Annotated in this window: 20 protein-coding genes and 1 other RNA gene; 9 read left to right on the forward strand and 12 right to left on the reverse strand. The window is 64.8% G+C overall.

The genetic code is table 11. The features are described from left to right. The first annotated feature begins 70 nt into the window (after positions 1-70). The 4 genes from aroA to IWX81_RS05285 are packed head-to-tail and all read left to right on the forward strand — an operon-like array spanning position 71 to position 3918. Positions 71-1465, forward strand: a complete 1395-nt coding sequence (gene aroA / locus IWX81_RS05270) for a 3-phosphoshikimate 1-carboxyvinyltransferase (RefSeq protein WP_199280157.1) — start codon at positions 71-73, stop codon at positions 1463-1465. A 10-nt stretch (positions 1466-1475) separates the two neighbouring features. Beyond that, complete coding sequence (gene rsgA, locus IWX81_RS05275; RefSeq protein WP_199280158.1) at positions 1476-2531, forward strand: ribosome small subunit-dependent GTPase A; 1056 nt, start codon at positions 1476-1478, stop codon at positions 2529-2531. A 36-nt stretch (positions 2532-2567) separates the two neighbouring features. After that, entirely contained in the window at positions 2568-3371 is an 804-nt protein-coding gene (locus IWX81_RS05280) for an inositol monophosphatase family protein (protein WP_199280159.1), read from the forward strand. Between the two features lie 58 nt (positions 3372-3429). Then, positions 3430-3918: a septum formation family protein gene (locus IWX81_RS05285; protein WP_199280160.1), complete on the forward strand. Its 489-nt coding sequence runs from the start codon at positions 3430-3432 to the stop codon at positions 3916-3918. A 72-nt stretch (positions 3919-3990) separates the two neighbouring features. Here IWX81_RS05285 and ssrA read toward each other — a convergent pair. Then, positions 3991-4381, reverse strand: a transfer-messenger RNA (tmRNA) gene (gene ssrA / locus IWX81_RS05290). Between the two features lie 260 nt (positions 4382-4641). Between ssrA and IWX81_RS05295 the strand changes: the two genes are divergently transcribed. Both IWX81_RS05295 and IWX81_RS05300 read left to right on the forward strand, forming a co-directional pair. Beyond that, positions 4642-5988, forward strand: a complete 1347-nt coding sequence (locus IWX81_RS05295; protein ID WP_199280161.1) for an HNH endonuclease signature motif containing protein — start codon at positions 4642-4644, stop codon at positions 5986-5988. A gap of 112 nt (positions 5989-6100) precedes the next feature. Next, complete coding sequence (locus IWX81_RS05300) at positions 6101-6799, forward strand: SIMPL domain-containing protein (protein ID WP_199280162.1); 699 nt, start codon at positions 6101-6103, stop codon at positions 6797-6799. Between the two features lie 11 nt (positions 6800-6810). Here IWX81_RS05300 and smpB read toward each other — a convergent pair whose 3' ends face one another. The 4 genes from smpB to prfB form a co-directional block, all read right to left on the reverse strand. Next, on the reverse strand, positions 6811-7287 hold the full coding sequence (gene smpB / locus IWX81_RS05305) for an SsrA-binding protein SmpB (RefSeq protein WP_199280163.1): 477 nt from the start codon (positions 7285-7287) through the stop codon (positions 6811-6813). Between the two features lie 98 nt (positions 7288-7385). After that, entirely contained in the window at positions 7386-8303 is a 918-nt protein-coding gene (gene ftsX, locus IWX81_RS05310; RefSeq protein WP_199280164.1) for a permease-like cell division protein FtsX, read from the reverse strand. Then, positions 8300-9049: a cell division ATP-binding protein FtsE gene (ftsE, locus tag IWX81_RS05315; RefSeq protein WP_199280165.1), complete on the reverse strand. Its 750-nt coding sequence runs from the start codon at positions 9047-9049 to the stop codon at positions 8300-8302. The genes ftsX and ftsE overlap by 4 nt, the downstream gene beginning before the upstream one ends. Before the next feature lie 101 nt (positions 9050-9150). After that, positions 9151-10260, reverse strand: coding sequence for a peptide chain release factor 2 (gene prfB, locus IWX81_RS05320; RefSeq protein WP_199280166.1), 1110 nt, complete (start codon positions 10258-10260; stop codon positions 9151-9153). 57 nt (positions 10261-10317) lie between these two features. On the opposite strand from prfB, the gene IWX81_RS05325 reads away from it, so the two are divergent. Together IWX81_RS05325 and IWX81_RS05330 are read left to right on the forward strand one after the other, a co-directional pair. Further along, positions 10318-11595, forward strand: coding sequence for an MFS transporter (locus tag IWX81_RS05325; protein WP_199280167.1), 1278 nt, complete (start codon positions 10318-10320; stop codon positions 11593-11595). Positions 11596-11950: 355 nt separating this feature from the next. Beyond that, complete coding sequence (locus tag IWX81_RS05330; RefSeq protein ID WP_199280168.1) at positions 11951-12307, forward strand: hypothetical protein; 357 nt, start codon at positions 11951-11953, stop codon at positions 12305-12307. A gap of 26 nt (positions 12308-12333) precedes the next feature. On the opposite strand, the gene IWX81_RS05335 is transcribed toward IWX81_RS05330, so the two are convergent. Genes IWX81_RS05335 through IWX81_RS05350 form a run of 4 tightly spaced genes read right to left on the reverse strand, consistent with a single transcriptional unit; the run spans position 12334 to position 13803 of the window. Beyond that, the gene (locus tag IWX81_RS05335) at positions 12334-12780 is read right to left on the reverse strand and encodes a pilus assembly protein TadG-related protein (protein WP_199280169.1); all 447 of its coding nucleotides are present in this window, start codon (positions 12778-12780) and stop codon (positions 12334-12336) included. Then, on the reverse strand, positions 12777-13250 hold the full coding sequence (locus IWX81_RS05340; protein WP_199280170.1) for a hypothetical protein: 474 nt from the start codon (positions 13248-13250) through the stop codon (positions 12777-12779). Before IWX81_RS05340 ends, IWX81_RS05335 begins: the two co-directional genes overlap by 4 nt. Further along, positions 13225-13620, reverse strand: coding sequence for a TadE family protein (locus tag IWX81_RS05345; protein WP_199280171.1), 396 nt, complete (start codon positions 13618-13620; stop codon positions 13225-13227). The genes IWX81_RS05340 and IWX81_RS05345 overlap by 26 nt, the downstream gene beginning before the upstream one ends. Positions 13621-13629: 9 nt before the next feature. Then, positions 13630-13803, reverse strand: coding sequence for a hypothetical protein (locus IWX81_RS05350; RefSeq protein WP_199280172.1), 174 nt, complete (start codon positions 13801-13803; stop codon positions 13630-13632). Between the two features lie 258 nt (positions 13804-14061). On the opposite strand from IWX81_RS05350, the gene IWX81_RS05355 reads away from it, so the two are divergent. Further along, a complete protein-coding gene (locus IWX81_RS05355; protein ID WP_199280173.1) occupies positions 14062-14412 on the forward strand; it encodes a hypothetical protein in 351 nt (116 codons plus the stop codon). Positions 14413-14432: 20 nt separating this feature from the next. On the opposite strand, the gene IWX81_RS05360 is transcribed toward IWX81_RS05355, so the two are convergent. From IWX81_RS05360 to IWX81_RS05370, 3 genes are read right to left on the reverse strand one after another with little or no spacing between them, the layout of a single operon-like run. Continuing rightward, positions 14433-15371, reverse strand: coding sequence for a type II secretion system F family protein (locus IWX81_RS05360; RefSeq protein ID WP_199280174.1), 939 nt, complete (start codon positions 15369-15371; stop codon positions 14433-14435). Then, positions 15368-16228 carry a type II secretion system F family protein gene (locus tag IWX81_RS05365; protein WP_199280175.1) on the reverse strand — a complete coding sequence of 287 codons (861 nt, stop codon included), beginning with the start codon at positions 16226-16228 and terminating at the stop codon, positions 15368-15370. Before IWX81_RS05365 ends, IWX81_RS05360 begins: the two co-directional genes overlap by 4 nt. Then, positions 16225-17454, reverse strand: coding sequence for a CpaF family protein (locus tag IWX81_RS05370; RefSeq protein WP_199280176.1), 1230 nt, complete (start codon positions 17452-17454; stop codon positions 16225-16227). The genes IWX81_RS05365 and IWX81_RS05370 overlap by 4 nt, the downstream gene beginning before the upstream one ends.

Genomic DNA, 17454 nt, shown 5'->3' on the forward strand with positions numbered 1-17454 from the left:
GAGACACAACCTCTCTTCGAGTCCCGCTATTCCGGGAATGCCTAAAGCCGTTGGCGATACTCTGGTGTCGATGGCGATTTCGAAGTTCTCCCAGCCCCAGTTCAACCCGTACGGCGACGACGCACCCGTGCCGGAAGACCTCGGCGGTGCGTGGCGGGCACCGCGGGCATCCGGGCCGCTGTCGGGGACGCTCCGTCTGCCCGGGTCGAAGAGCCTGACCAACCGCGAGCTGGTGCTGGCTGCTCTCGCCGATGGACCCTCTCTGTTACGCGCACCGCTCCATTCCCGCGACAGCGCCCTGATGATCGGCGCACTGCAATCCCTCGGAACCCGCATCGTCGAGGTCGCGGGAGACAGCGACTACGGGCCGGACCTTCTGGTCACCCCAACCGAACTGGGTGGTGGTTTCGTCGACTGCGGCCTCGCCGGAACGGTCATGAGATTCATTCCCACGGTTGCAGCGCTTGCCCTCGGACCGGTGGCATTCGATGGCGATCCGGCCTCGTACCGCCGACCCATGCGCACCACGATCGATGCTCTTCGCGCGCTCGGCGTGGAGGTCAGCGATGATGGCCGGGGAAGCCTGCCGTTCACGATTTTCGGAACGGGATCGGTGGAGGGTGGAGAGCTCGAGATCGACGCCTCGGCATCGAGCCAGTTCGTCTCCGGCCTGCTGCTCGCCGCCCCCCGGTTCACCCGCGGACTGACGCTGCGCCACAGAGGCGAGACCCTGCCGAGCCTTGCCCACATCGATATGACGATCGCCACCCTTGCCGCCCGCGGTGTGACAGTCGAGAATCCCGCACCCGGCCTGTGGATTGTGGAGCCGTCTCCCATCTCGGCGCTCGATGTCGACATCGAGCCAGACCTCTCCAACGCCGGCCCGTTCCTGGCTGCCGCGCTCGTCGCCGGGGGTTCCGTGACGGTGACCGGTTGGCCGGAGCAGACGACGCAGGTCGGGGCCAGGATGGCGGACATCCTCGAGTCGATGGGCGGCGATGTTACCTTCTCCCCCACGGCAGCCGGCCTCGGCACCCTGACGGTCACCGGCACCGGCGCCATCCACGGCATCACCCTGGACGAGTCGAGCGAACTCGCGCCGACCGTTGCGGCCGTGGCCGCCCTCGCCGATTCGGAGACCGTGCTGACCGGGATCGCGCACTTGCGCGGCCACGAGACCGACCGGCTCGCGGCCCTCGCGACGGAGATCAACGCGCTCGGCGGTGATGTCACCGAGACCGAGGATGGGCTCGTGATCCGTCCTGCCTCCCTGCACGGCGGCACGTGGCACAGCTACGAGGATCACCGGATGGCCACCGCCGGCGCGATCATCGGCCTCGCCATCGACGGGGTGGAGGTCGATGACATCGGCACCACCGCGAAGACCCTCCCCCAGTTTCCGGAGTTGTGGATGGCTGTGCTGCGCACACCGCACCAGCGCGTCGAATCGATCGAGATCCTGTGAGGGTTGCCTCATGAGCTGGCTCACCGATGACGGCGACGACGGCGACTACTCCGAATACGACGAGTCGTCGGCGAAGGTCAGGCCCAACCCCAAGGCCAATAAGCCCCGGAGTAAAAACCGCCCTGACCATGCCGACGCCGTCAGCGGCCGGGTGTTCAGCGTCGATCGTGGGCGCTATGGCGTGTGGGTCGCCGAAGGCACACCGGAGGAGCGCCAGCTGGTCGCTGCAAAAGCGAGAGAGCTCGGCAAGAACCAGGACGGCAAGGTCTCCGTCGTCACGGGAGACTGGGTCGACCTCGTCGGTGATGTCACGGGCGATGAGGGGAGCCTCGCGCGCATCGTCCGCATCCAGCCCCGCAGCACCCTGCTCAGGCGCAGTGCCGACGACACCGATGCCGTCGAACGCATCATCGTTGCCAACGCCGACCAGATGCTCATCGTCGTGGCCGCCGCCAATCCCGAGCCGAGACCGCGACTCGTCGACCGCTACCTCGTCGCCGCCTTCGATGCCGGCATCACCCCGATCCTCTGCATCACCAAGACCGACCTCGCCGACCCTGCTGAGTTCCTCGCCAACTTCGCCGGGCTCGACCTGACGATCTTCGAGAGCCGCTCGGACGACTTTCCGCTCGACGACATCCGTGCGGCTCTCGAGGGCCACACGACAGTCGCCGTCGGGCACTCAGGGGTGGGGAAATCCACCCTCGTCAACGCGCTGGTTCCCGATGCCAACCGCGCCGTCGGCAGGGTCAACGACGTGACGGGTCGCGGTCGACACACCTCATCGTCGACCATCTCGTATCGCATCGGCTCTGGCTGGATTGTCGACACCCCCGGCGTGCGATCGTTCGGGCTCGGACACGTCGACCCCGCCAACATCCTGAAGTCGTTCACGGACCTCGCCCTTCTCGCCGAGGAGTGCCCCCGTGGGTGCACGCATCTGCCGGATGCGCCGGACTGCACCATCGTCGCGCGCGTGAGAGCGGGCGACCTCGGCGAGATCGGCACACTCAGACTCGACTCGTTCCAGCGGTTGATCACCACCCTCGGAAGCACCGCACACTAGGCAGCCGCGTCTATCGGCCGCAGATACGCTGGGACCGTGACTACAGACGCGGAATACTCCCTGAGCGACGACCTCGCCCTCGCCCTCGCCCTCGCGGGAGATGCCGACCTGATCTCGCTCGACCGCTATAGCGCCGTGGATCTCGTCGTGACGACGAAACCGGACAGAACCCCGGTGACCGATGCCGACCAGGCCGTCGAGCGGAGCATCCGGAGCGGAATCGAAGCGGCGAGGCCCACAGACTCGATTCTGGGAGAGGAATATGGGACAGAAGGCGACTCCCGCCGCCAGTGGATCATCGACCCGATCGACGGTACCGCTAACTTCATGCGCGGAATACCGATCTGGGGCACGCTCATCTCCCTGGCCATTGACGGCGTACCGGTGGTCGGAGTCGTCAGCTCCCCCGCGCTCGGCAAGAGGTGGTGGGCTGCCACGGGTCACGGAGCCTGGACCCAGGCCGTCGGCGACGACGCCCGCCAGATCAGGGTGAGCGCCGTGGCAGAACTGGCCGACGCATCCCTCAGCTACAACAGCATCACGGGCTGGGATGACGAAGGCCGGCTGGATCTCATCCTCGACCTCACCAGGGCCGTATGGCGATCGCGAGCGATCGGCGAGATGTGGTCGTACATGCTGCTCGCCGAGGGTGCCATCGACATCGTGACCGAGTTCGATCTCAAGCCATATGACATGGCCGCGCTCATTCCCATCATCACCGAGGCCGGCGGCCGATTCACCTCGGTCGATGGCGCAGCCGGTCCCTGGAACGGCAGCGCCCTGGCCACCAACGGCCCATTGCACGAGCTGGTGCTGGCACAGGTGAGCAAGGCTCCGTAGTTTCGCTAGGCTTCAGGAACACCCCTTGACGTCGACACACCACAGCTAGGAATCCGAAATGCCTCGCGTTCTCACCAACCGCACCATCGCCGTTCTCACCATCGCGTTCGCCAGTGTGGCCCTCACCGGGTGCAGCCTGCTCGGCAACATCACCGGTGAGACGGCTCCCAGTGAGGACGGCAGCACCACCACTGACGTATTCACGATCGCGGTGGGAGATTGCCTGAACGACGGAGGCGTCGAAGGGGAGGTCTCTGAGGTCGCGGTCATCGACTGCGCATCCGCGCACGACAGTGAAGCGTTCAAGAGCGTCATGATGGCCGACGGGGACTTCCCCGGCGAAACTGTGGTCAGCGACCAGGCCGTCAGCGACTGCACCAGCGCGTTCTCCGACTTCATCGGGCTCGATTATGAGAGCTCGACTCTGGATTTCTCCTACTACTACCCCACGGAAGACAGCTGGTCTTCGGGTGACCGCGAGATCCTGTGTATCGCATACGACCCCAACGGCACGACGACCGGCTCGCTCGAAGGCGCCGCTAAATAGTCCACTGAGAAAAAGAAAGGGCGCATCCTCACGGATGCGCCCTTCCTTTTCGTCAGCGCGATAGCGACCCCATGGTGGAGATGCGGGGAATTGAACCCCGGTCCACTGCTGTAATTCCACGCCTTCTACGGGTGTAGCTCGATAAGCGTTCTACTCGGCCCTGACCCTTGCTACGAGCATCCAGGTCAACAGGCCCAGCCTCAGTTTAAGTCCCGCGTGCCCCTGAGACTCAGGAACGCAGCAATCTCTCTAGATGACGCCAGAATCCGGGTAGAGAGCATTCCCGGCCTGACGGTTTCATTAGTTGCGGAGGAGACTACGCCGCGAGGGCGAGGTCTGCCTTGGCAGAAACAGTGCTATTGGAATTGGCACTTGTGTTTTGCGCGGATCGTTTACGAGATAACCGTGCGTCCTCGGCCCGCTTCTCGCGGTTTTGCAGGCAATGTCGAAACCGATCATCCCCATGCTCTACTCGATTGCTTGCACAATCGAGGCAGTCACTATCGCGCTGTTGAATTACCAAACCGTCCCTGAGGATAGCCCTCAAGTGTACGTCGAAAAGCTGTGCGGCGCTAGATTGGTTCCCCGCCGACGCATTCACTCGCTCGGGAAAATGCCACACTCAGGGCCACCACCCCGCGCCGATAGAAGATGTGTTCTAGGAAGTTATCCACCGTTTGACCATTTCATCGTATCTGTGTTCCATTGGCGCTAACATCAGACATGGCCCAGAACCGTGCTTTAGACGACGCGGTGATCGTGTTGCCGTCGGTGGTCGGGGTGGGTTCGTGTGGCGATGAAGAGTTGTTCGCGTTGCAGGGCGAGCTCGGGGTGGCGCGTCGGCGGGTGGATGCCAGAGCCGCCGTCGTGGCCGCTGAGATCGCCCGGCGCTCCGATCGTGCCCTGGGCCAGCAGGGGCTCGCGGCGCGTGCAGGTGAAGCGTCGGCAGAGAAACTTATCCAGAAACTCACCGGCGCGACCGCCTCTGAAGCGCGTGCGCTGACGGGCGCCGGTCGAGCTCTCGACTCTGTTGCGGGTGGTGGGTCGGCGTGGTTGTCGACTGTCGCAGGTGCGGTGACCTCCGGGGAGCTGTCGGTGGCCAGCGCGGCCGCGATCGCTACCGGTCTCGGGGAACCATCTCCTGCGGTTTCCAGCGGCGACCTGCTCGAGGTTGCGACGGTTCTGGTCTCCCGCGCTGGCAGCGCGACTCCGGAAGATATCGCCAAAGCTGCTCGTCTCGCCCGCGCACGCCTGGATACCGACTCGGTGGCAGACCTCGAGGAGCACCGCCGCTCGCGCCGCACGCTGGCCTGGTTCGAGACCGGGGACGGGATGACCCGGCTGCAGGCGCTGCTGGATCCGGAATCCGCCGCGATCATCGTCGGCGCGTTGACGACGGCCCTGTCGCCCCGTCGTGGTGGGCCGCGGTTTGTGGATCCGGCCGAGGTGCAGCGCGCCCAGGACATGCTCGACGACCCCCGCAGCAACGAGCAACTCGCCGTCGACACCCTCGTGGAGATCGTGCACCTCGCGACCCGCGCGGCCGGCTCCACCGCAGTGTTCGGCCAGAAGTCCCCGGCCGTGCGCGTGCACGTGCAGGCCGAAGCGCTGGAGAGCGGCCGGGGGTTTGCCCACGTCGAAGGGCAGTCCGCGGTGGTCAGTATCCAGACCGCCGAACGACACATCTGCGTGAGCGGGATGCTGCCGATCCTGTTCGACGGAAACACCCCCATCGACGCGGGACGCACCCAGAGACTCCACAGCCCCCGACAACGAGCGGCGATCGCCGCCCAGTGGAACGGCTGCGCCTGGACCGACTGCCACCGGCCACCCCAGTTCGCCGAAGTGCACCACCTCGACGCCTACAACGGCAGCAACACCACACTTGCCAACGGGATCAGCCTGTGCCGGTTCCACCACATGCAACTGCACGCCAACGGGTGGGTGATCAAGAAGCGAGACGACAACAGCTACTGGCTCACACCACCACCCGGGCTGCCCGGGCTGCCCGGGCTGTGCGGCGAACCCATCGAACTGCACTCGAAAAGCCCACTCCAACACACCGGATGACCCTGCCCGGACGCGAAGAATCGGCACCGAAAGAGGGCGTGGGATGGCGCGGTCCCGGCGCAGTCGAAAGCAGAGAACTCCGTCTACGCTGTGACTAACCGAAGGAGCGATCGTGGCTGAGTCAGCGGCAGGGACGACCATTACCGTGCAGGGTGAGTATTCGGCGTGGTACCCCGCAGAGCGAGCCACCGTGAGGGCGTCGGTCCACATCGACGGCGCCGACCGGGACAGGGTTTTCACACGCGCAGTCGAATCGTCTGATGCGGTGCGCAACCTGATCGAGAGCATCCACGACAAGGCCGCCGGCCCGATCACCTGGTGGTCGTCTGACAGCGTCAGGGTGTGGAGCGAGAGGCCCTGGAACAACGAAGGAACGCAGTTGAGACCGGTCTACCATGCGGCTCTCGACCTCAGCGCGAAGTTCAGCGAGTTCGATGCCCTCACCCGGTGGGTCGAATCGGCGGTGGAAATCGACGGGGTGACCATATCGTCGATCGGCTGGAGCCTGACGGAGTCAACGCGCACCACCGCGACAGTGGAGGTGCGATCACGCGCTGTGAAAGACGCCGTTGCGAAAGCCACAGTCTTCGCCCAGAGCATCGGGCTCGGTTCGGTGACAGCAACAGCTCTCGCCGATCCCGGCATGCTCGGAGATCCTTCCGGCGGTGGTGGGGGCGGTATGCACTCAGAATTCGCCCGCGGATCGATGGATTCGATGATGGTCGGCGGCCACGGAGGCAGTGAGCTCCAGTTGAAACCAGAGGAGATCGAGGTCGCATCCGCTGTCGATGCCCGCTTTATCGCCCGCTAGTTACCCGCCAGCTATTCGTTGAGGTTCTTGCGCGCCGACATCGCACGATCGGCTTCACGCTTATCTGTGCGCTCCCGAAGGGTTTGGCGCTTATCGTATTCGCGCTTCCCCTTGGCCACAGCGAGCTCCACCTTCGCGTTGCCGTCGGAGAAATAGATCGACAGTGGAACGAGAGTGTATCCGCCCTCTTTGACCTTGTTGTGGATCTTGAGGATCTGCTCCTTATGCAGCAGCATCTTGCGCTTGCGACGCACGGGGTGGTTGTTCCACGAGCCATGGTTGAACTCGGGAATGTGCACAGCATCGAGCCAGGCTTCGCCACCATCGATGAAGCCATAGCCGTCGACAAGGCTCGCCCGACCGGCCCGCAGCGACTTCACCTCGGTGCCCGTGAGCACGAGTCCAGCCTCATAGGTGTCTTCGATGGTGTAGTCGTGGCGCGCCTTGCGGTTGGTGGCAACCACCTTCTGGCCGCGATCCCTGGGCATGATTTCTCCGTTGTCGTCTGAGTTTCGCCGAGTGACATCGTCAACAGGGTCGTCGCTCGGCAGCCCATCAGCTTAGCCCAAGCCAGCTGGAGACGCGATCAGACCTTGAGGTAACGGCTGATGGCCACACCGGCGGATGCCGCGGCGAGAGCCGCACCCACGACGATCAGGATCGGCACCACCACGATCGCATCGCTCACACCCACCAGCGTCGTCGTCGCGCCGAGACTCGTCGACAGGTAACCCTGCACGAAGAACTTCACGATCGCCAGGATCGCGGCTCCCGCCATCACCGACCCGATCAACGATGCGAAGACTCCCTCGAGAATGAACGGGGTCTGGATGAAGCGGTTCGATGCCCCGACAAGGCGCATAATTCCCAGCTCTCGCCGTCGCGAGAACGCACTCAGCCTGATGGTCGTCGCGATCAGCAGAACTGCCGCCACCAGCATGAGCGCCGCGACACCGATCGCCGTGTAGGACGCAGCGTTCAGGATGGAGAAGATCTGATCGAGCAGCCCTCGTTGGTCCTCGACCGCCTGCACTCCTGCCGAGCCAGACAGGCTCTCGATCAGAACGTCGGCGTTCGTCGGGTCCACCAGATTGACGCGGAAACTCTCGTTGAGGTCACCCGGCGTGACGAAGGCCGCGATGGGGTTGTCCGCGAACTGGTCCTGGAAGTTGGCGTACGCCTGATCATGGGTCTCGAACTCGTACTTCTCGATGAACGGTCCGAGAGTCGGCGAATCCAGCTGCGCCTCGACGTTGTCGATCTGCGCCTGCGTCGCCGCGGCCTGCGTGCAGTTGCCCGTGTTGTCGACATCGGTACACATGTAGACGGCGACCTGGGCGCGGTCGTACCAGTAGCCCTTCATCTGCCCGATCTGCATCTGCAGCAGGATCGCAGCTCCAACAAAGGTCAGTGAGATGAACGTGACCAGGATGACGGAAATCACCATCGAGACGTTCCGGCGGAGCCCACTGCCCGCTTCGCCGAGGATCAGGCCGAGCCTCATTTCGAGATCCCCTGGGAATCGGTCGTCGACGCGAATGTGCCGAAGCTCTGCACCGGGATGGCCTGCGTCTGGTACCCGCCCTGCCGCTCGTCACGCACGATCTGGCCGCTGATCAACTCGATCACCCGGCGCTGCATCTGGTCGACGATGCCGGCATCGTGGGTGGCCATCAGCACAGTGGTGCCTCCGAGATTGATGCGCTCGAGCAACGTCATGATGCCAGCGGATGTCGCGGGGTCGAGGTTTCCGGTCGGCTCATCGGCCAGCAGGATCGCCGGCTTGTTCACGACGGCACGTGCAATGGCGACGCGCTGCTGCTCACCACCCGAGAGTTCGTGAGGGAAGCGGTTGGACTTTCCGGCGAGCCCCACCATCTTCAGGGCATCCGGAACAGCCTCCTGGATGAAGCCACGGCTCTTGCCGATGACCTGCAGGGTGAACGCGACGTTGTCGAAGACGGTCTTATTGGGGAGCAGTCGGAAATCCTGGAAGACGACACCGAGGTTGCGGCGGAAATACGGCACTTTGCGGTTGGTCAGCGAGTTCAGGTGCTGGCCGAGCACGTGGATCTCGCCCTTCGTCGGGGTCTCCTCTTTGAGGATGAGGCGAAGGAAACTGGATTTACCCGACCCTGATGCCCCCACGAGGAAGACGAACTCTCCCTTGAGGATTTCGAGACTCACCGTGTTGAGGGCAGGCCTGGTGGTGCCCGGATAGGCCTTGGAGACTGTGTCGAATCGAATCATTTCGGTGACAGCCTAGGTAGGCTCCACCGTTGCGACCGCAGCGACACTCACGGAGGCGGTTTTCACAGCTACCCACCCCCGAGCTGTGCTCGCGCGTCTGCCTAGTCTTCGATGTCCCGCTTGCGCCACTTGATTCCGGCGTTGATGAAGCCGTCGAGGTCGCCGTCGAAGACGTTGGAGGGGTTGTTGACCTCGAAGTCGGTGCGGAGGTCTTTGACCATCTGGTACGGCGCGAGCACGTAGGACCGCATCTGGTCACCCCAGCTCGCCGTGATGTTGCCGGCGAGCTCCTTCTTGGCCGCGGCTTCCTGCTCCCGCTGCATGATGAGCAGCCTGGACTGCAGCACGCGCATCGCTGCCGCTCGGTTCTGGATCTGGCTCTTCTCGTTCTGCATCGAGACGACGAGTCCGGTCGGAAGATGGGTGAGGCGCACCGCAGAGTCCGTGGTGTTGACCGACTGGCCACCGGGACCGCTCGACCGGAACACATCGACCCGGATGTCGCTCTCGGGAACCTCGATTGCGCCGGCCTCCTCGATCAGCGGGATGACCTCGACCGCGGCGAAGCTGGTCTGGCGTTTTCCCGCGGAGTTGAAGGGGCTCATGCGCACGAGCCGGTGCGTACCGGCCTCGACGCTCAGGGTGCCGAAAGCGTAGGGTGCATCGATCTCGAAGGAGGTGGATTTGATCCCGGCCTCTTCCGCGTAGCTCGTCTCCATGATGGTGACCGGGTAGTTGTGCTGCTCGGCCCAGCGGAGGTACATGCGCTGCAACATCTCCGCGAAGTCTGCGGCGTCCACTCCCCCGGCACCGGCGCGGATCGTGATCACTGCGGGGTGGGCATCCCATTCGCCGTTGAGCAGCGTTTGCACTTCCAGCTCGCCGAGCAGCTTCTGGATGCCCGCGAGCTCGGTGCGAGCGTCGGCCGCTGCCGAGGCATCCTGCTCCTCGTTCGCCAGCTCCACCATGATCTCGAGGTCGTCGAGTCGACCGGCGATGGAGGTGATCCTCGCGAGCTCGGCCTGGCGATGGCTCAGTGCGCTGGTGACCTTCTGCGCCTTGTCGGGGTCGTCCCAGAGGTCGGGAACGCCGGCCTGCCCGCTCAGGTCGGCTATCTCCGCCTCGAGGCGGTCGACGCCGACCACCGAACGGATGTCGGCGAATGTTGAGCGCAACGCCGCGATGTTTTCCGAGATATCCAGTTCATCCATGTCGACTCAAGCCTACCGGCGCACTCCTGTCTGCCTGCCCGCGATAACGTTGAAGCGATGTCAACCTCTGAGCCGCCGTTCCGCTGGCGCTCCATCGCGTTGCCCGCACTCGCGCCGACTCTCCTGTTCTCGATCGGTGAAGGCGCGATCATCCCGATCATCCCGATCGCCGCGAATAACCTCGGGGCGACACTCGCCATCGCGGGGCTCGTGGCCGGCATCCTGACCATCGGCGAGCTGTTCGGCAATATTCCCAGTGGATGGCTCATCGCGAGGGTCGGCGAGAGACCGGCGATGATCGGCGCGAGTGCCCTGTCCATCGTGGGACTCGTGATCTGCGTCATCGCCCCGAACCCGGTGGCGCTCGGATTCGGTGTGCTGTTGGTCGGGCTGGCCACCGCCGTCTTCGCTCTCGCGCGGCACGCCTTCATGACGAGTTTCGTGCCCATCGCCTACCGGGCTCGGGCGCTCTCCACGCTGGGCGGGACATTCAGGCTCGGGTACTTCATCGGCCCGTTCCTTACGGCCGTCATCATCAACCTGACCGGAACGGCGAGTTCGGCGTTCTGGATCCACATCGTCATGTGTCTCTCCGCCGCGATCATGCTGATCACGCTCCCCGACCCGACCGCGACCTTCGGCTCCGTGCGGACCGTCAGGCTCGCCGGTCGCACCATGCGTGAGGGCGAAGCACTCGTCGAGCAGGAGTCCGCCGGGCTCTTCCGCACGATCTACAACAGCCGCAACGTGCTCACGAGGCTCGGCGTCGGCGCCGCCCTGATCGGCGCACTCCGGGCGAGCAGGCAGGTTGTGTTGCCCCTCTGGGCGGTGAGTATCGGGATCAGCGAACCGAACACCGCGGTCATCATCGGCATCGCCGGAGCCGTCGATTTCGCGCTCTTCTATGCGAGCGGGCAGATCATGGACAGGTTCGGTCGGCTGTGGAGCGCACTCCCGTCGATGATCGGGCTCGGTGTGGGGCACCTCGTGCTGTCGTTCACGCACGACCTGAATTCGAACGTGACGTGGTTCATTGGGGTCGCGATGTTCCTCTCCCTGGCGAACGGCATCGGCAGCGGCATCCTGATGACGCTCGGCGCAGACCTCGCGGATAAGTCGAACCCTGCGCCGTTCCTCGGAGCGTGGCGCTTCACCGGCAACCTCGGCGGGGCCGGAGCACCGCTCATCGTCGCAGGGGTCACCGCTGTGGCCTCCCTCTCGGTCGCCGTCGCGACCCTGGGTGTGCTCGGGCTGCTGGGCGCCGGGGTCATCGCCCGATACCTGCCGCGTTTCTCCCCCCGACCCGAGCGCGGATCGGCGGGTACGGGAGCCTAGTCTTGCCGGCACTATCGAACTGCTGCCGCCTCTGGAAACCGACCCCAACCCGGCGGTTCCGGTCGGCGCGTTCTTGGGCTGGATCGTCGCCGGACGCCGCGCGCTGATCCGCACGGTCGCCGTGGGGCTCTCAGTCGAAGACGGATGCGCCCACCGAGGTCACTTCGAGGCGCAGTCCGTCGGGCATGAGGACGACAATCTGACAATTGCGCGGAGGCGCGGGGCGGTTGTCCGTGAGAGTGGTCGATCGAAGACCACCAAGGGGTCCTGCGGCATCTGATCCACATGCGCCGCACAATTCACCCCTTTTTCGGGGAATTGTCGGGTTGTTCGGCCGGCCGGTATCGTTTCAGTGGTGAGGATCACTCTGATAACTGCCGCTGCCTTGACCGCCGCCTGCGCCTTGGCGGGGTGCAGCAGCCTGGGGCTCGGAAACATCCCGAATGAGCTCGTGGAGTCGCCGGTGGTGAATCCTGTCGAGCCACCGATCCTCCCGGCCGATGACAGCGACTTCTCGGACACGCTCGTCGACTCAGCCTGGTCCTGCTATTACGATCCGACGTATAACGATGACTGGCACGATGACGTGCTCTGCGCGGACGGTCTCGATGTTCAGCGGCCCTACCTCCTTGAGGGTGACGACTTCGTCACCGAGGACGAGATCATGGCCGCGGCATCCGCGTACGAAACCGAGCTGAACGCCAACAGCTAGTCGAGCGCGCGTTCAAGCACCGAGGTTCAGTCGAAGACGGATCTACCCACTGAGGTCACCTCGAGGCGCAGTCCGTCGGGCACCAGAATCGAGACGACCGGTGGATGCCACCAGCACGACAGTGTGACAGTCGCGCTGCGGCCGTCGAGGGTCCCGGAGCGCTCGATCGTCAGCCCCTCGAATCCGGCGGCCGGCGTGGACGCGACATAGGACTCCACTGCGGCAGCGACCTCGGCGTCAGACAGTCGTGGACGCACCCCGGCACCGGTGAGTTCGACATCCTCGAGGCTGAACGCCTCCGCTCCGACCAGTGCTGCGCCGTCGGCGAGAGTGAAGAGTCGCTTCCGTTCCAGGTAGAGCGAGGTCGCTGACACCACGAGCAGAATCAGGACGAGGCAGAGAAAGCCGAAGAAGATGATCAGCGGCAGGGTGGAGCCCGACTCATCGGACAGCTTCGAGCGGAGCCGGATCATCCGCCGCCCCAAAACCTTGAGACCTGCTGGGTCGAACTTGCTGACAGCGGAACCGCGACCGGGAAGTCCCCGACGAGCACGGGCGGCACCAGCGGAAGCGGTGCAGACAACTCGACAGTCACCGTGACGAAACCGCGACGGGTGAGGCAGTTCGACGGGTCCGGCGCGCACGCGACCACGATGGAGGCCGAATCCGGGTCGATGCCGTGATCGGTGAGTGCGAACTCCACAGCCCGGATGGCGCTCGACTGCGCTGTTGCGATATCGCCGGACTGCACGAAGACCCTCGACGCCTGGCGCGCGGCACCCTCGACCGCGAGCGAGCCCGCCTGGATCGATGACATTGCGAGAACGAGATAGACGAGGGGAACGAGAAGCACGAGTCCGGCGGTGATGAACTCGAGGGAGGCGGAGCCGCTGTCATCGGCCCACAGCACGGACCGGTCAGTCGAGCGACTCGATGGCAGCATGACCGGACACCTCCAGCCCGCGCTCGAGCCCGATAAGCCCGATGAGGGGAAGCGGCGCACGCACCGTGACGGTCAGCGCCGGGTGGCCGAGGTAGCTTCCCGTGGACGCTGTCACATCGGTCGCGTAACCCGGCCCGAGGGCGGTGGCGATGAGGTCGACGGATCGCGCGATGCCGTCCGTGGCCGAGTTGTCGGCGAGCGCCCCGAAGCGAGCGCCCTCGGCCGCGGCATCCACCACCGTATTGCGGATAAAGAGCACGAGACCGAGCTGGATGACGCTCAGGGTCAGGATGACCAGCAGGCCGCTCACCATGACGAACTCGGCCACGGCCGAGCCGTCATCGGCGGCCCACCCCCTGCCGCGGTTCATCGGCGCGGATCAGAATCCGCTGACGCGGTCGATCGCCTGCTGGAAGACCGAGCTGAGGGCGGGGCCGGCGAGCCCCCAGATGATGATCACCAGGCCGGCTGTCATGAGTGTGATGAGCACCCAGCCGGGGACGTCGCCGCGTTCCCCGTAAATCACACGTGCAAGGCGTCGCTGTCGGGTCATGTCGGCCTCCGGTTGGTGATGATCACCCGCACATCATGCGCCGATCGGCGGGGGCTCGCTGAGGTTTTCCACAGGCATTGTGATGCCTTCGGCGCACAATTCGGTCGTGATGCGAATGGCTCTGAGTGCCCCGCGTGATCCTGAGGGCTCTCCCCGTTTTCGTCAATCGCACAACCGGGCATCGGTGACGTGATCCCCGCTCCCCGTGCGGGATCTGAACAGGTTGACGCCTATAGACCGTGGCATATAACTTGAGCCATGATCATCGTCCTGTGGCGCCGATGGGGACCATTGGGACTCGTCTTCCTCGTACTCGGATTCCTTGTTTGGGTTGGGGTGAGCGCGCTCCTTCGGAACCTGCTCGACATCACGGCCACTAACGGATGGTGGAATGTGATCGCACTCGTGTTCGGATTCGGTCTGGGAGCCATCGCCAATTGGCTTTTCGCGGTGAAGATCGTGGAACCAAAGTTGGATCGCCCAGATGCGTTTCCCAAGGTCGAGTCTTCAACACTGTTCTTTTTGCGGCTGCGTCACTGGAGCTTCGCGATCGCCGCTATCGGAGTGGTTTTCCTCGTGCCCAATGTCATGGACGTTGTATCTGGATAACTTCAGGGCCACAGCGTAGATCAGAACCCGACCTGCAGCACGAAGATCCCTGGGTAGACGGCGAACAGGATCGTCACCGGGAGAATCAGGAACACCAGCGGAAACAGCATCGCTATTTCCTTCCTGCCGGCCGACTCGAGGAGGTTGCGCTTGGCATCGTCCCGCGAATCCTGGGCCTGCGCCCTCAGCACCTCGGCGAGCGGCGTTCCCCGCTCGAGGCCGCCCACAAGCTGCTCGACACAACGCGAGAAGGCCGGCAGTTCGAGGTCCACAGCCAGCGAAGTCAGAGTGTCGGCCAGCGGCAGACCGGTATTGACGGATGCCACGACCCCCGCCAGTTCGCGAGACAACTCCCCCGCACTGACCTTCGAGATGCGGCGCATGGCATCGAGGATCCCCTCACCCGCGGAGAGGCTGAGCGTGAGGAACTCCAACACGACCGGCAACTCGCTCGACAGTCGTTCGAGGCGCTTCTTCGCCGCCCTCTGGAGCAGCTGGTCACGACCGAATACTCCTGCAGCAGAAAACAGGGCGACAAGCACCACCTGGATGGGCACAGCCACGGGCTGGGTCTGCGCCGCAGCAACCGCCACGGTCACGCCGACCACCGCCCCACCAAGCCCCCACAGCAGTTGTTGGGAACGGAAGGCCTCCACCGTCGTGGGAGATCCAGACTGCCGGAGTCGCCTCGCGATAATCTCCGAACCTCCGAGCGTGCTTTCCAGTGCCGCCCTGGCCCGCGATGCGACAGGTTCCAGGAGCATGCCGAGTACGGGAAGCGGGCCCGGCGCTGCGGGAGCCAGCATCTCGCGAGCCTGAGGTGAGATGTCGACGAGGTACGGGGCGACCCGGCGCGCGAGCCTCGGGCGACTCATCCTGGGCATCATGCTGGCCAGGCACCACAGCCCGAACCCCAGCCCGATGCCGGCCACGACCGCCCACGCGACGAGTTGTGTCACGCGAACCACCGCCGTTCATCCGGAATCCTGCCGATGCCGATCATGAGCCGATAGGCGAAGAACGAGACGACGAGACCCACCACGATGAGAGTCGCGCCACCCGGCGAGTTGTAAGCCGCCGCCGCCTCGGGCCTGGTGGCCAGCAGAAGCAGGACGACCCAGGGCGATGCGACGCCGAGCTTCGCGGCATTCATGACCCAGGATTGCCTCGCCTCGACCTCGGAGCGGATCGCGCTCTCCTGACGCAGGTAGGCGCTGAGATTCCGAAGAACGGTCGTGAGCTCGCTGCCTCCCACCTCACGTGACATCCGCAGCGTTTCGAGAATGCGATCCGCGACAGGATCGGCCAAGCGCGCCTTCAACCCGTCGAGACAGGAGGCGAAGTTGCCGGTGGCCCTGTATTCGGCCGCAAAGACCGCGAACTGCGCGCGCGTCGCAGCCGGACCCGTGGCCGCGAGCGTCATGACGCTGTCGGGAAGCGCGAGTCCCGAACGCACGGCAGACACGAGTTGATCAACGACATCCGGCCAGACGACCCTGTTGAGCTTTCGCTGGGCTCGAGCTCGCCAGCCGATCAGCAGGAACGGGACCAGAAAGGCGACCACCCCGGTCGCAACAGCCAGGACCACCACCGAGAGCAACGCGAACACGATGGATGCGGACACCACGGCCAGCAACGCGGCCACCGCGATCACCGTGGCAGGGCTGATGCGAGAAAGCCCTGCCTGCACGAGCCTCTCCCGCTGCCGCCGCATGAGGGCAGACGGAGTCGCTTCCGTCGCACCCTTCGGCCACAGCACCGGGGAGAGAGTGAGGAGGATCCCAGCCCCGAGCAGGAGTCCCAGCGCGGCACTCATCTCGACCCTGCGAGTACCGACGCCGGATCGAACCCCGCAGCCGAGAATTTGACCGATCGACCCGGGTATCCGCCCGTGGCTTCGAGCCCACCGGAGCCCATCGCGAAGATCGGGCTCGCCTCGATGACCCCAGAGGTCACCTGGCCGCTCGGTGCAACGATCTCCACCACCCGTCGTCGGCCTGTACGATCCAACTCGCAGTGCACCACGACGTCGATGCAGGATGCCACGGTCGGAACGACGAACGATGAGTCGATGTTGCGCCCCGCCAGCAACGGCAGCGTCGACAGCTTGATGAGGGCATCCCTCGCATTGTTGGCGTGGATGCTCGACATGCCCGGCAAGCCACTGTTGAGCGCGATGAGGAGGTCGAGCGACTCCGCCTCGCGCACCTCGCCGACCACGAGCCGGTCCGGGCGCATCCTGAGCGACTCCTTGATCAGCCGGCGCAGGCTGATCTCGCCCGTGCCCTCGAGGCTGGGCTGGCGACACTGCATCGCGATCGAGTCACGCCCGATGATCGACAGTTCGAAGGTCTCCTCGACGGTGATGATGCGTTCGGCCGGGCGGGTGGCCGACAGCAGCGCGTTGAGCATCGTCGTCTTGCCACTCTGGGTCGCACCGGAGACGAGGATGTTCTGCCCCGAAAGCACGCACATCCGCAGGAACTCGGCCGCCTGCGTCGTGAGGCTGCCGAGCGCCACCAGTCGGTGCAGGTCCCGGATGCGCTGGCTGAACTTTCGCACGTTGACTGCCCAGTGTTTGCGGGTGATGTCCGGGATCACCACGTGCAGCCGCGATCCGTCGGGAAGGGAGGCGTCTACGAACGGCGAGCTCAGGTCGACTCGGCGACCTGAGCTCTGCAGCATCCGCTCCACGAGGTCGCGCACCTCGCTGTCGGTCAGGGCGATGCTCGTGCGCTCCGGCACTCCGTTTCGCGCGACGAAAATAGCGTCAGGCGCATTGATCCAGATCTCCTCGACCTCGGCGTCATCGAAGAAGGGCTGCAGCGCGCCGAAGCCGGTGAGCGTGGCGACGAGGAGCCTCGCAGCCTGCGCTTCGTCGCCCAGCAGCGGAACCGAACCGCCGAGGGCCCGCTCGCTGTAGCGCCGCACCTCGTCGTGAACGTAGCGGGACGCGAGATCCGCATCGGTACCGAGATCGACGCCGTCACGTCGCACCCGCTCGCGCACCTGCTCCGCGATCTGGGCGAGGGCGATGGACAT

It is taken from the genome of Salinibacterium sp. CAN_S4 (assembly GCF_015752305.1).
Lineage (GTDB): Bacteria > Actinomycetota > Actinomycetes > Actinomycetales > Microbacteriaceae > Rhodoglobus.

Coding starts and splice junctions, on each gene's coding strand:
- IWX81_RS05285 (WP_199280160.1), top strand. CDS start 3,430: ATGCCTCGCGTTCTCACCAACCGCACCATCGCCGTTCTCACCATCGCG.
- IWX81_RS05365 (WP_199280175.1), bottom strand. CDS start 16,228: ATGAGTGCCGCGCTGGGACTCCTGCTCGGGGCTGGGATCCTCCTCACT.
- prfB (WP_199280166.1), bottom strand. CDS start 10,260: ATGGATGAACTGGATATCTCGGAAAACATCGCGGCGTTGCGCTCAACA.
- IWX81_RS05325 (WP_199280167.1), top strand. CDS start 10,318: ATGTCAACCTCTGAGCCGCCGTTCCGCTGGCGCTCCATCGCGTTGCCC.
- IWX81_RS05350 (WP_199280172.1), bottom strand. CDS start 13,803: ATGACCCGACAGCGACGCCTTGCACGTGTGATTTACGGGGAACGCGGC.
- IWX81_RS05295 (WP_199280161.1), top strand. CDS start 4,642: ATGGCCCAGAACCGTGCTTTAGACGACGCGGTGATCGTGTTGCCGTCG.
- IWX81_RS05370 (WP_199280176.1), bottom strand. CDS start 17,454: ATGTCCATCGCCCTCGCCCAGATCGCGGAGCAGGTGCGCGAGCGGGTG.
- smpB (WP_199280163.1), bottom strand. CDS start 7,287: ATGCCCAGGGATCGCGGCCAGAAGGTGGTTGCCACCAACCGCAAGGCG.
- ftsE (WP_199280165.1), bottom strand. CDS start 9,049: ATGATTCGATTCGACACAGTCTCCAAGGCCTATCCGGGCACCACCAGG.
- ftsX (WP_199280164.1), bottom strand. CDS start 8,303: ATGAGGCTCGGCCTGATCCTCGGCGAAGCGGGCAGTGGGCTCCGCCGG.
- rsgA (WP_199280158.1), top strand. CDS start 1,476: ATGAGCTGGCTCACCGATGACGGCGACGACGGCGACTACTCCGAATAC.
- aroA (WP_199280157.1), top strand. CDS start 71: ATGGCGATTTCGAAGTTCTCCCAGCCCCAGTTCAACCCGTACGGCGAC.
- IWX81_RS05345 (WP_199280171.1), bottom strand. CDS start 13,620: ATGAACCGCGGCAGGGGGTGGGCCGCCGATGACGGCTCGGCCGTGGCC.
- IWX81_RS05335 (WP_199280169.1), bottom strand. CDS start 12,780: ATGATCCGGCTCCGCTCGAAGCTGTCCGATGAGTCGGGCTCCACCCTG.
- IWX81_RS05355 (WP_199280173.1), top strand. CDS start 14,062: ATGATCATCGTCCTGTGGCGCCGATGGGGACCATTGGGACTCGTCTTC.
- IWX81_RS05340 (WP_199280170.1), bottom strand. CDS start 13,250: ATGCTGCCATCGAGTCGCTCGACTGACCGGTCCGTGCTGTGGGCCGAT.